Annotated in this window: 10 protein-coding genes; 4 read left to right on the top strand and 6 right to left on the bottom strand. The window is 54.1% G+C overall.

Annotated features, from left to right (window positions below):
• Positions 1–97: 97 nt before the first annotated feature.
• From proY to phoB, 4 genes are all read right to left on the bottom strand, one after another.
• Positions 98–1,468, bottom strand: coding sequence for a proline-specific permease ProY (gene proY / locus F4V61_RS06910; RefSeq protein ID WP_038397817.1), 1,371 nt, complete (start codon positions 1,466–1,468; stop codon positions 98–100).
• Between the two features lie 74 nt (positions 1,469–1,542).
• Positions 1,543–2,862, bottom strand: a complete 1,320-nt coding sequence (brnQ, locus tag F4V61_RS06915) for a branched-chain amino acid transporter carrier protein BrnQ (RefSeq protein WP_038396756.1) — start codon at positions 2,860–2,862, stop codon at positions 1,543–1,545.
• A gap of 408 nt (positions 2,863–3,270) precedes the next feature.
• A complete protein-coding gene (phoR, locus tag F4V61_RS06920) occupies positions 3,271–4,566 on the bottom strand; it encodes a phosphate regulon sensor histidine kinase PhoR (RefSeq protein WP_000893650.1) in 1,296 nt (431 codons plus the stop codon).
• Positions 4,567–4,635: 69 nt separating this feature from the next.
• The gene (phoB, locus tag F4V61_RS06925; RefSeq protein ID WP_000113922.1) at positions 4,636–5,325 is read right to left on the bottom strand and encodes a phosphate response regulator transcription factor PhoB; all 690 of its coding nucleotides are present in this window, start codon (positions 5,323–5,325) and stop codon (positions 4,636–4,638) included.
• Positions 5,326–5,537: 212 nt separating this feature from the next.
• On the opposite strand from phoB, the gene sbcD reads away from it, so the two are divergent.
• The 3 genes from sbcD (at position 5,538) to araJ (ending at position 11,222) form a co-directional block, all read left to right on the top strand.
• The gene (gene sbcD, locus F4V61_RS06930; protein WP_001221241.1) at positions 5,538–6,740 is read left to right on the top strand and encodes an exonuclease subunit SbcD; all 1,203 of its coding nucleotides are present in this window, start codon (positions 5,538–5,540) and stop codon (positions 6,738–6,740) included.
• Positions 6,737–9,877: an exonuclease subunit SbcC gene (sbcC, locus tag F4V61_RS06935; RefSeq protein WP_080161089.1), complete on the top strand. Its 3,141-nt coding sequence runs from the start codon at positions 6,737–6,739 to the stop codon at positions 9,875–9,877. The genes sbcD and sbcC overlap by 4 nt, the downstream gene beginning before the upstream one ends.
• A 172-nt stretch (positions 9,878–10,049) precedes the next feature.
• Complete coding sequence (gene araJ, locus F4V61_RS06940; protein ID WP_080161088.1) at positions 10,050–11,222, top strand: MFS transporter AraJ; 1,173 nt, start codon at positions 10,050–10,052, stop codon at positions 11,220–11,222.
• A 21-nt stretch (positions 11,223–11,243) separates the two neighbouring features.
• Here the strand turns inward: araJ and mak are convergent, their stop codons facing one another.
• Positions 11,244–12,152 (bottom strand): fructokinase, encoded by a 909-nt coding sequence (gene mak / locus F4V61_RS06945; RefSeq protein WP_038396760.1) that lies wholly within the window; start codon positions 12,150–12,152, stop codon positions 11,244–11,246.
• Positions 12,153–12,277: 125 nt separating this feature from the next.
• On the opposite strand from mak, the gene rdgC reads away from it, so the two are divergent.
• Positions 12,278–13,189: a recombination-associated protein RdgC gene (gene rdgC, locus F4V61_RS06950; protein ID WP_080161087.1), complete on the top strand. Its 912-nt coding sequence runs from the start codon at positions 12,278–12,280 to the stop codon at positions 13,187–13,189.
• A gap of 37 nt (positions 13,190–13,226) precedes the next feature.
• On the opposite strand, the gene ppnP is transcribed toward rdgC, so the two are convergent.
• Positions 13,227–13,511 (bottom strand): pyrimidine/purine nucleoside phosphorylase, encoded by a 285-nt coding sequence (ppnP, locus tag F4V61_RS06955; protein ID WP_038396763.1) that lies wholly within the window; start codon positions 13,509–13,511, stop codon positions 13,227–13,229.
• Between the last annotated feature and the right edge of the window lie 33 nt (positions 13,512–13,544).

A 13,544-nucleotide genomic window follows, 5' to 3' on the forward strand; every position in this document is an offset into this window, starting at 1 on the left:
GATGGTTTATTAGGGGGAGGAGACGCGAGGAGGAGGTTGCCGGATGGCGCTACGCTTATCCGGCCTACGGTAGGCCGGATAAGGCTGCAAAAAATGACTACGCCTGCGCCAACCGACGGTCGCGACGGCGTTTAAACGTCCAGCCAATCAGCAGCAGAACAATCCAGGCGAACCCCACATATAGCGAGATGCGGGTATCAGGATGGTAGCCGATAAGCGCAATAATGAAGACCAGGAAAATCAAACCAGCTATCGTCGTGGCGACGCCGCCAGGCACCTTAAATTTTAGCGCTTTTACCTCTTCCAACGGTAAGCGGCGACGGAAGGCAATTTGCGACAGCAGGATCATAATCCACACCCATACCGTCGCGAACGTCGCCAGCGAAGCAATCACCAGGAAAACGTTTTCCGGCATAATGTAGTTCAGATAAACCGCAAACAGCAGCGCAATGGTCATCACCAGCACAGTAACCCACGGAATACCGCGGCGTGAAGTTTTGGCAAAGATTTTCGGCGCGCTCCCCTGCTCCGCCATACCATGCAGCATTCGGCCTACGCCAAACACATCGGAGTTGATAGCGGAAAGCGAGGCAGTCAATACCACAAAGTTCAGAATGCTGGCGGCAAACGTAATCCCCATATGCTGGAACGTCAGAACAAACGGGCTACCGTCCGTGCCGACCTGATTCCACGGATAGATAGACATAATGACGAACAGCGTACCGACATAGAATACCAGGATACGCATCGGTACCGAGTTAATGGCTCGCGGAATAGATTTCTCCGGGTCTTTCGCTTCCCCGGCGGTGATACCGATAATTTCAATCCCGCCATAAGCGAACATCACCATTTGCAGCGACATGATCATTCCCAGCCAGCCATTGCTGAAGAACCCGCCATTGCTCCACAGGTTATGAATGCCGGTGGGCTGCCCGCCATTGCCAATTCCCCAGACAATGATGCCGATGCCCGCGGCAATCATGATAATAATGGTGGCGACTTTGAAGAAGGAGAACCAGAACTCCAGCTCGCCAAATATCTTGACGCTCATCAGGTTGATGGCGCAAATGATCAGCACCACGCTAAGAACCCAAACCCAGTGCGGCACGGCGGGGAACCAGACGCCCATGTAAATACCGAACGCGGTCACGTCGGCAATGGCGACGATCAGGATCTCAAAACAGTAGGTCCAGCCGGTAATATAGCCCGCCAGCGGGCCGAGGTTTTCCTGCGCATAGCGTGAAAATGAACTGGCGGCTGGGTTGTGAACGGACATTTCCCCCAATGCGCGCATAATGATATATGCCGCGACCCCGCCAATAATATAGGCCAATAGCACGCTCGGCCCCGCCATTTTGATGGCGTCCGCCGAGCCGTAAAACAGGCCGGTGCCAATTGCCGAACCCAATGCCATAAAGCGAATGTGCCGGGTGCTCAGCCCACGCTTTAGCTTATTATTGCTTTCCATCAATTTCAGACCTATCAACACAATAAAAAACCACGGGGCGTTAAGCCCCGTGGTGTACACATATGTCAGCGATTTTAGTGAGCGCTGGAAGTCACCTGTCGACCCGCCGAGCGATCCCAGATAATCGCCAGGATCACCATCACTACCGTTGGCATCAACCACGCCAGTCCCTGTTCCGCCAGCGGTAAACTCTGACTCCAGGCTGGCAGCACATCGCCAAAGGCAGATGCTTTGATGCCGTCAAGAATACCAAAAAGCAGACTGATAAACATTGCCGGTGCGATGACGCGAGTGGAATTATGCCACCATGAGCGGGTGAAACTTAATACCACCAGTGCGATACACGGCGGATAAATAGCCGTCAGCACAGGAATAGATATTTGAATCAGATGGCTCAGCCCCAGATTTGACACCACCATAGAGAAGCCGCCGAGGATGAAGACCAGCGTCCGGTAAGACAGCGGAATATACTGCGCGAAGAATTCCGCGCAGGCGCAGGTCAGCCCCACCGCCGTCACCAGACAAGCGATAAAGATCAGCGCCGCCAGCAGGAAGCTTCCCGCGCCGCCAAAGGTATGCTGAACGTAGGCATGAAGAATCGCCGCGCCGTTCGCTGACTGATCGACCAGCGTCGCGCTGTCAGATCCTAAGCGGAACAAGGCAAGGTAAAGCAGCGTCAGCCCTACGCCCGCCATCAGGCCGGCCCAGACCGTGTAACGCGTCAACAGGCGCGCTTCGGTAACGCCACGAGAACGCGCCGCGTTCACAATCACGATACCAAACACCATCGCGCCCAGCGTATCCATTGTCAGATAGCCGTTCACAAATCCGTTAGAAAAAGCCGTATTCTGATAAGCATCCAGGGAATTGCTGATTGGGCCGGCAGGCCAGACGATAGCCGCGACGGAAAGAATGACCAGCGCAATAATTTTTAACGGCGCCAGAAAATTCCCTACCGTATCCAGCAGTTTACCCGGATAGAGGGAAACCAGAATAACGATAGCGAAATAAACCAGGCTGTAAATCAGCAACGGCATTGCAGAACCGCCAGTCAACGGGGCGATACCGACCTCAAACGACACCGTCGCGGTACGCGGCGTCGCAAATAACGGCCCGACAGCCAGATAACAAACGGTCGCCAGCAGGATGCCCGCCACTTTACCAATCGGCGTACTCAGGCTGTCTACACCGCCGCCGACTTTCGCCAGCGCTACAACGGTAAGAACCGGTAGACCAACGGCGGTAATCAGAAAGCCAATAGCCGCTGTCCAGACGTGTTCACCCGCCTGCAAACCGACCATTGGAGGAAAGATAATATTGCCTGCGCCAACGAACAGCGCAAATGTCATAAAGCCCAGAGCGATGATATCGCGCGATTTTAACTGATGGGTCATAAAGTCTTACTGCCTGTGGATGGTGATGTTGTAAACATTAAAATTTTTGCCTTTCCCGAAGGATTATAAAACGGCGTTTTTTATCAATTTCAGCGGGAAAAACTCCCGGACCGATGCGGCGAAGAATTGTTTTTCGATTGACCGCGCAAATGCAGTCGTAATGACAGCACCTGGAGCGCAATTTAAACGCTTATAACGTTTTAAAGCAAGGTGGGATCTAAAAACCAGATGAATATAGCGATATGAAATTTACAACCAGAATAAAACACCATTCTCATGAAAAAGTTATGGCTAATCATGCGAACAAAAAACCACCAGACGTTGAAAGTTTCAGCGAGCCCGTAATAACTGCAAAGAAAATAAGCCAGCATCCGCTGACTTATGGAAAGTTATACTTACGAAAGGCAATTAATCGCTATTTTTGGCAATTAAACGTTCCGGCAGTACGAAGCTAAATCGCGTTCCTTTACCAGGCGAACTGTCGACTTCCAGGCGGCTTTCATGATGATTCAGAGCATGTTTCACAATCGCCAACCCCAGGCCGCTGCCGCCCGTTTGCCGCGAACGCGCTTTATCGACACGGTAGAAGCGTTCAGTCAGACGAGGAATATGCTCAGCGGCAATCCCGGGGCCGTTATCTTGCACACAAAACTCGGCGCCATGCACGACATGTCGCCAGCTCACCGTAATATGCGTTCCCGCCGGCGTATGGTTTACCGCGTTATACACCAGGTTTGAAATCGCGCTGCGCAACTGCTCTTCGTTGCCCAGAACGTTAAGACTATCGTCGACCTCAAACGTAAAGGTATGCTTATTCTGGCTTAGCGTCTGCGCTTCACGCTCCACGACGCGCAGCATCATCGGCACATCCACCTTTTCATTTAATAACAGCACCGGGGCCGCCTCAATTTTAGACAGCGTAAGTAATTGTTTTACAAGTCCTTCCATACGATACGTTTGCTCGCGCATCGTATGCAGCGCTTTCTCTCGCGTCGCCCCCTCCAGCGTCTGTTCCTGCATCATTTCCAGATAGCCTTGCAATACCGTCAATGGCGTGCGCAGCTCATGGCTCACGTTGGCGAAAAAGTTACGCCTGGCGCCTTCAAGCTGATGCATTTGCGTAACATCGCGCGCCACCATCAGGAGCTGCTTATCGGTATAAGGCATGACACGGATCTCCAGATGTCGCCCGGTATTCAGCACCAGATGGAGCGGACGGCTTAAATCACGCGCTTTTAAATACTGGGTAAACTCCGGGTAGCGCAGCAGGTTGAGAATATTCTGTCCGTTGTCATCCGGCCAGCGTAGCCCCAGTAGCTGTTGCGCCAAACCGTTACACCAAAAAATACCGCCTTCTTCTGTAGTCAGTACCACCGCATCGGGCAGCGACTCCGCGCCGCTACGAAAGCGCTTAATCAGGTTCCCCAGCTCGCGGCGGCGCTTTTTATTTCGCAACTGCATCTGGTGTAAACCGTATAACAGCGGCTCCCAACTTCCCCGTCCGGGCGGCGGCGTCATACTTCTGTCGACCCAAAGCCACCAGGAGAGACGTAATAAATTCCAGAAATGCCAGGCAAGCAGTCCCGTCACCGCCGCCAGTAAAAACCACGGCAGATAACCTAAAAAAGCGCTAAGGATAAGCGCGGGGATGCAGCAGAGCACTAGCTCCAGCACCAGCCTTTTCCATGACAGCCGTTCCAGCACGCGTCATACTCCCTCAAGAATGGAAAGCCTTCTCCGCCATAATCCTCTGATCTGCTGGCGGAAAAGGCATTAAAAGCGGGTCGAAAAACGATACCCTGTCCCGCGTACCGTTTGCACCATCCGGTCGTGGCCGCTGTGCTCCAGCGCCTTACGCAAACGGCGAATATGCACGTCGACCGTCCGGTCTTCAACGTACACATTGGTGCCCCAGACATGGTTGAGCAGTTGTTCACGACTGTAAACCCGTTCCGGATGTGTCATAAAGAAATGGAGTAATTTAAATTCGGTCGGCCCCATATCCAGCGGATTGTCGCCGGTCATCACGCGATGAGAGCCAGGATCAAGACTCAGTCCCTGCATCTCAATCACCTCTTCAACCGCCATCGGCGAGATGCGCCGCATAACGGCCTTGATGCGCGCCACCAACTCTTTGGGGGAAAACGGCTTGGTAATATAATCATCGGCGCCGGTTTCCAGCCCGCGCACCCGATCTTCTTCTTCACCTCTCGCCGTCAGCATAACCACAGGAATATCCCGGGTCATGGATTCACGTTTGAGATGTTTAATAAACTGTAACCCTGACCCGCCAGGTAACATCCAGTCAAGGAGGATGAGATCCGGCCAGGGTTCATTAAGTTTATTCACTGCACTGTCATAATCTTCGGCTTCTACGGGCTGAAAGCCATTTTGTTCGAGCACGAAGCACACCATTTCACGGATCGGCGCCTCATCTTCTACGACCAGAATACGTCTCGCCATAATTTGCCCTGTTAGTCGTTAGTTATCAATGCCGCGCCATTATGCGTCAGATTTATGACAGATTTATGAAAAAAGGGGCGGCATTGACAGCATGTTGATGATTTATGACACAGTTGAAACATTCCTTTACCGTGTTCCAGCGGTAAATTGCACCCAAAAAGGAAGGAGATGACGTGTATAATCCCGTTCACGCTTTTTTGCATGGAACTATTATGCGCATCCTCCACACCTCTGACTGGCATCTGGGACAAAATTTCTACAGCAAAAGCCGCGCCGCGGAGCATCAGGCTTTTCTCGACTGGCTGCTGGATACCGCACAGTCACAGCAGGTGGATGCCATTATTGTCGCGGGCGATATTTTTGATACCGGTTCCCCGCCAAGCTATGCACGAGAACTTTATAACCGTTTTGTCGTTAATTTACAGCAAACAGGCTGCCAGCTGGTGGTGCTGGCCGGTAATCATGACTCCGTCGCCACGCTAAATGAGTCGCGCGAAATTCTGGCGTTTCTCAATACAACCGTGATCGCCAGCGCGGGCTACGCGCCGCAACTGCTTCATCGCCGCGATGGTTCTCCCGGCGCCGTGCTGTGCCCCATTCCCTTTTTGCGCCCGCGCGACATTATTACCAGTCAGGCGGGGCTGTCCGGCAGCGAGAAACAACAGCAGCTTCTTCATGCGATTGCCGATTATTATCAACAACAGTACCAGGAAGCGTGCCTGCTACGCGGCGAACGGAACTTGCCGGTTATCGCGACAGGGCACTTAACTACTGTCGGCGCCAGCAAAAGCGATGCGGTACGCGACATTTATATCGGTACGCTGGATGCCTTTCCGGCGCAGCATTTCCCACCAGCGGATTATATCGCACTAGGACACATCCACCGCGCGCAATGTGTCGGCGGCACAGAACATATCCGCTATTGCGGCTCCCCCATCGCACTCAGCTTTGATGAATGCGGCAAAAGCAAATGCGTGCATCTGGTGACGTTCGAACAGGGGAAATGGCAAAGTACCGAAAGTCTCCCCATTCCCGTTAGCCAACCACTGGCGGTTTTAAAAGGCGATCTGGCGTCAATTACTGAACAGCTTGAGCAGTGGCGCGGCGTTAAGCAATCGCCCCCCGTCTGGCTGGATATTGAAATCACCACTGATGATTATCTGCATGATATACAAAGAAAAATAAAAACATTAACGGAGTCGTTGCCCGTAGAAGTGTTACTGGTGCGTCGTAGCCGCGAACAGCGTGAGCGCTCGCTGGCGAACGAACGGCGGGAAACGCTAAGCGAACTTAGCGTGGAAGAGGTTTTTGCACGGCGTCTGGCGCTGGAAGCATTAGACGCTCTACAGCGCGAGCGCCTAAATCAGCTCTTTTCCAGCACGCTCTACGCGTTGAATGAGGAGCATGAAGCATGAAAATTCTCAGTCTGCGGCTGAAAAACCTGAACTCGCTGAAAGGAGAATGGAAGGTCGACTTTACCGCCGAACCGTTTGCCAGTAATGGGTTATTCGCCATTACCGGCCCAACCGGCGCAGGGAAAACCACCTTGCTTGATGCCATCTGTCTGGCGCTGTACCACGAAACGCCGCGTCTGAATACGGTATCTCAGTCGCAAAACGATTTGATGACGCGCGATACGGCGGAATGTCTGGCCGAAGTGGAGTTTGAGGTAAAAGGCGAAGCCTGGCGCGCCTTCTGGAGCCAGAATCGCGCACGAAATCAGCCTGACGGTAATCTCCAGGCCCCACGCGTAGAGCTGGCGCGATGTGCCGACGGAAAAATCGTTGCCGATAAGGTAAAAGATAAACTGGAGATGATCGCCACCCTGACCGGGCTGGACTACGGGCGTTTTACCCGTTCGATGTTGTTATCACAGGGGCAGTTCGCCGCCTTTCTTAACGCCAAAGCGAAAGAGCGCGCAGAGCTTCTGGAGGAGCTCACCGGCACGGAGATTTACGGGCAGATCTCCGCGCAGGTATTTGAAAAACATAAAACGGCCCGTCTCGAACTGGAAAAGTTACAGGCGCAGGTAAGCGGCGTCGCGCTGCTGGCAGAAGAACAGTTACAGCAACTCGTAGCCAGTTTGCAGGCGCTTACTGATGAAGAGAAACGTCTGCTGGCCAGCCAACATACGCAGCAGCAGCATCTTCACTGGCTGACACGAAAAAACGAACTCCACGCTGAGTTACGCGCCCGGCAACAGTCACTATACGAAGCGCAAGAGGCGCGAGAAAAAGCGCAGCCGCAGCTCGCGGCGCTGACTCTGGCGCAACCTGCTCGCCAGTTGCGCCCGCATTGGGAGCGTATTCAGGAACAAACTACCGCCGTTGAGCGGGTTCGCCAACAAATTAATGAAGTGAACGCTCGCTTACAAAGCGCGTATCGCCTGCGCCTGCGTATCCGCGCCTGCGCGTATCGGCAATTCACGCAACTGGACGCCACACGGCAGCGGCTGAAAACATGGCTGACGGAACACGACGGCATCCGCGTGTGGCGTAGCGAACTGGCTGGCTGGCGAGCATTATTAACACAACAATCCAACGAACGGGCGCAATTAAGCCAATGGCAACGGCAACTGATGTCCGATACGCGTCAGCTCGACGCGCTACCGCCGCTTGCGCTCGACCTCACGCCACAAGCGCTGGCGGAAGCCAGGGCGTTACATACCCAGCAGCGTCCGCTACGCCAGCGTCTCGCCGCGCTTCAGGGGCAAATTACCCCGAAACAAAAGCGTCAGGCGCAGCTACAGGCGGCTATCACGCGCCATCAACAGGAACAGACGCAATACACTCAACGCCTGGCGGATAAACGCCTGAGTTATAAAGCCAAAGCGCAGGAACTTGCGGACGTTCGCACCATTTGCGAGCAGGAAGCACGCATCAAAGATCTGGAAGGCCAGCGGGCGCGCTTACAGCCCGGTCAGCCGTGTCCGCTTTGCGGCTCAACGACGCACCCCGCTATTGACGCCTATCAGGCTCTGGAAGTGAGCGCGAATCAAGCACGACGCGACGCGCTGGAAAAAGAGGTCAACACACTGGCGGAAGAAGGCGCGGCGCTGCGAGGCCAGTTAGATGCTTTAACGCAACAAGTACAACGGGATGAAAGCGAGGCGCGGTCGCTTTTGCTGGAGGAGCAAGCGCTTACTGAGGAATGGCAAACGTTATGCGCCGCCCTGAGCGTTCAGCTTCAGCCGCAGGAGGACCTCTCTGGCTGGCTGACCGGGGCGGAAGAACATGAGCAGCAGTTGGATCAGCTAAGCCAGCGTCATGCTCTACAAACGCAAATCGCCGCGCATACCGAACAGGTAGCGCGGTTTACCGCGCAGATTGCGCAGCGTCAGGCATCGCTGACGGCCGACTTAGCGCTGTATAAGCTTTCCCTTCCTGCGCCAGAAGATGAGGCTACGTGGCTGAGTGACCGCGCTGACGAAGCGAAAATGTGGCAACAGCGTCAAACTGAGCTCGCGGATTTGCAAACGCAGCTCGATCGGCTTGCCCCATTGCTGGAGACGCTACCGCAGATGGGCACCGTTGATATCGACGACGACGTGCCGCTGGATAACTGGCGGCAGGCGCATGATGAGTGCGTATCGTTACAAAGCCAGTTGCAAACCTTACAGCAGCAGGCGACGCAAGAGCAGCAGCGCGCGACCGAGGCGACCGTGCATTTTGACGCAGCGTTAAAAAATAGTCCCTTTGACAGCCAGACCGCGTTCCTGGCTGCGTTGCTGGATGAAGAGACCTTAACCTGCCTGGAAAAACAACAACAGGCGCTGGAAAGCCAGCTACAGCAAGCGAAGGCGTTAAGCGTACAGTCTGCGCAAACGCTGGCTGACCATCAGCAACAGTCACCCGCTGGGCTGAACCCAACCTGCACGGCGGAACAACTTTCGCAGAAGCTGACACAACTGGCGCAACAACTGCGTGAAAACACGACACGCCAGGGGGAAATCCGCCAGCAAATTAAGCAGGATGCCGATAATCGGCAGCACCAACGGGCGTTGATGGCGGAAATTGCAAAGGCTTCCCTGGAGGTTGAAGACTGGGGTTACCTCAATGCGCTAATCGGCTCTAAAGAGGGCGATAAGTTCCGCAAATTCGCCCAAGGGCTGACGCTGGATAATCTGGTCTGGCTGGCGAATCATCAGCTCACCCGTCTGCATGGTCGTTATTTATTGCAACGCAAAGCCAGCGACGCGCTGGAGCTGGAGGTCGTGGATACCTGGCTGGCCGACGCAGTGCGCGATACGCGAACCTTATCAGGCGGCGAAAGTTTCCTGGTTAGCCTGGCGCTGGCGCTGGCGTTATCAGATTTGGTCAGCCATAAAACGCGCATTGACTCTTTGTTCCTCGACGAAGGCTTCGGCACGCTCGATAGCGAAACGCTGGACGCCGCGCTGGATGCGCTCGATGCGCTGAATGCCAGCGGTAAGACCATCGGCGTTATTAGCCACGTGGAAGCGATGAAAGAACGTATCCCTGTGCAGATAAAAGTGAAAAAAATCAACGGACTTGGTTATAGCAAACTGGACAAAATGTTTGCCGTGGAATAACGCGGCCGCCATCCTGCGCGCAACAGAATGTCATGACGTAGCATAATAATGAATATACAAAGACGGATAAAGAATGGTATTACCTCGCGCTTATCCGCAAGCTATACGTTGTCAGGCTGCGACGGTTCACAGCCACGGCGCGTAACATGCGCTTTCATTTTCGGCAGGTGGTATGAAAAAAGTCATTTTTTCTTTGGCGCTGGGTACGTTCGGACTGGGGATGGCCGAGTTTGGCATTATGGGCGTGCTGACGGAGCTGGCGCGCGATGTCGGAATAGCGATTCCCGCCGCCGGGTATATGATCTCGTTTTACGCTTTTGGCGTAGTGCTGGGCGCTCCCATAATGGCGCTTTTTTCCAACCGTTTTTCGCTAAAACACATTCTGCTGTTTCTGGTCACTCTGTGCGTGATTGGCAACGCCATGTTTACCCTTTCATCATCCTATTTGATGCTCGCTATCGGCAGGCTAGTTTCCGGCTTTCCACACGGCGCCTTTTTTGGCGTCGGCGCCATTGTCTTGTCAAAGATTATCCGTCCAGGGAAAGTCACCGCCGCCGTCGCGGGTATGGTTTCGGGGATGACGGTGGCGAATCTGGTGGGTATTCCATTCGGCACTTACCTGAGCCAGGAATTTAGCTGGCGCTACACCTTTTTATTGATCGCGGTTTTTAATATCGTCGTGCTCACCGCGATTTTCTTCTGGATGCCGGATATTCGCGACGAAACCAAAAGCAGCCTGCGCGAGCAGTTCCATTTCCTGCGTAGCCCCGCGCCGTGGCTTATTTTCGCCGCCACGATGTTCGGCAATGCGGGCGTCTTTGCCTGGTTTAGCTATATCAAGCCATTTATGATGTACATCTCCGGTTTTTCGGAGACGAGCATGACGTTTATTATGATGCTGGTCGGGCTGGGGATGGTGTTAGGCAATCTGTTAAGCGGCAAACTCTCCGGCAGATATACTCCGCTGCGCATCGCGGTAGTGACTGACCTCGTTATCGTATGCTCTCTCGCGGCGCTCTTTTTCTTCGGCGGATACAAAACGGCATCGCTGACTTTCGCGTTTATCTGCTGCGCTGGTCTGTTTGCGCTCTCTGCGCCGCTGCAAATCTTGCTGCTACAAAACGCCAAAGGCGGCGAACTTCTGGGCGCGGCGGGAGGGCAAATCGCGTTTAATCTCGGTAGCGCGATTGGCGCCTGGTGCGGCGGGCTGATGCTGACGCTAGATTTTGCGTACCACTACGTGGCGCTTCCCGCCGCCCTGCTATCGTTTTCCGCCATGTCGTCGTTGCTGGTATACGGACGTCTAAAACACAAGCTGCCATCGGTCACGCCTGTTGCCGGATGACGCGCCATCCGGCCCAAAACGTTATGCCAACGGCCACAGCCAGGCCGCGCCGCGCACGCCGCTCGAATCGCCATGCCGCGCCTTACGTACCGGCGTCTCGCATTCGCCGCCAAAAACAAACGATTTCATCAGCGACGGAACCGTCTTGTACAGGCGCTCAACATTGCTCATACCGCCGCCCAGCACAATGACATCCGGATCCAGAATATTCACGACGTGAGCTAACGCTTTCGCCAGCCGTAGCTCATAACGACTTAACGCCAGCTCCGCCACTGCGTCCTGCGTTTCGACCAGATGAATAATCTCATCGCCTTTTAGCAGCTTACCGCTCAGACGCTGGTAATCCGTGGCAAATCCCGTACCGGAAATAAAGGTTTCGATACAGCCTTGTTTACCGCAATAACAGGGAATTTCTTCACGGTAACGCAACTCATCGTCATCCATCCACGGCAACGGATTGTGGCCCCATTCGCCTGCCGTACCGTTGCCGCCGATGTGCGCCCGGCCATTTAGCGCTACGCCCGCGCCGCACCCGGTACCGATAATCACCGCAAATACCGTTTGCGCCCCCGCCGCCGCGCCATCTACCGCCTCTGATACCGCCAGGCAATTGGCATCGTTAGCTAACCGCACTTCACGCTTCAGACGACGGCTTACATCGTTATCGAATGGCTGGCCGTTAAGCCACGTAGAGTTAGCATTTTTCACGACGCCGGTGTAAGGCGAGATAGAACCAGGAATGCCAATGCCGACGCTGCCGGTCTGGCTGGTCGCCTGTTCCGCCATGTCGACCAGCGCAGCGATGGTTTCTATCGTTTGTTGATAATCGTCCCGCGGCGTAGGCAGACGATGGCGAAACCGCTGTTCTCCTGCATCGTCAAGCGCAATGACTTCCGTTTTTGTGCCTCCTAAATCGATACCAATACGCACATACCGCTCCTCATTTTTTGGGAATATCAATAGGGTAGAACCCACCGTTCTGATTGGCAATGCAAGCCTGCCGACAATTCGTTACTATACCGCCTGGATTTAACGACAAGGCCGTGGAAATTATCATGCTGTGGTTCAAAAATTTAATGGTTTATCGTCTTAGCCGCGATATCGCATTGCGCGCCGAAGAGATGGAGAAACAGCTCGCCTCAATGACGTTTACCCCATGCGGTAGCCAGGATATGGCCAAAATGGGCTGGGTTCCGCCGATGGGCTCTCACAGCGATGCGTTAACGCACACCGCCAATGGCCAAATTATTATTTGCGCGCGCAAAGAAGAGAAAATTCTGCCATCGCCGGTAATTAAACAGGCGCTGGAAGCGAAAATCCAGAAACTGGAAGCCGATCAGGGACGCAAGCTGAAGAAGACGGAAAAAGACTCCCTGAAGGATGAAGTACTGCACTCGTTGCTGCCGCGCGCGTTTAGCCGCTTCAGCCAGACGATGATGTGGATTGATACCGTTAACGGCCTGATTATGGTTGACTGCTCCAGCGCGAAAAAAGCGGAAGATACGCTGGCGCTGCTGCGTAAAAGTCTCGGCTCGCTACCGGTCGTCCCGCTGGCGCTGGAAAACCCGATTGAATTGACGCTCACAGAGTGGGTGCGTTCCGGTACGGTCGCCCAGGGCTTCCAGTTGCTGGATGAAGCCGAATTGAAAGCGATGCTGGAAGATGGCGGCGTGATCCGGGCGAAAAAGCAGGATCTGGTCAGCGACGAGATCGCCGTTCATATTGAAGCGGGTAAAGTGGTAACGAAGCTGGCGCTCGACTGGCAACAGCGCATTCAGTTCGTGATGTGCGACGACGGCTCTATTAAGCGTCTGAAATTCTGCGATGAACTGCGCGATCAGAATGAAGATATCGACCGGGAAGACTTTGCCCTGCGTTTTGACGCGGACTTTATCCTGATGACCGGCGAGCTAGCGGCGCTGGTTCAAAGCCTGGTGGAAGGATTAGGCGGCGAAGCGCAACGCTAATAAGAGAGCCCCTCTCTGTCGAAGAGGGGACTCATCCTTACAAATAGCGACACAGATACGAGGTGGGCTCAGCAATCTGTAGATGAAACTCGCTGTGACCAGGCACGTTAAACACATCACCTGCCGTATACACTTTCCATTCGACAGTCCCCGGCAGCAGTACCTTTAACGCACCGCTCACAACCGTCATCTCTTCTGGTTCGGCGGTGCCAAAGGTATACTCCCCTTCCGCCATCACGCCGACGCTGGCCCGACCGGTGCTACTGCTGGTAAATCCAATAGACTTCACTTTCCCGGAAAAGTATTCATTGCTTTGTAGCATAAACAGGCCCCGTCTCGTTATGAAATTAACAAC

It is taken from the genome of Salmonella enterica subsp. arizonae (genome assembly GCF_008692845.1).
Classification (GTDB): domain Bacteria; phylum Pseudomonadota; class Gammaproteobacteria; order Enterobacterales; family Enterobacteriaceae; genus Salmonella; species Salmonella arizonae.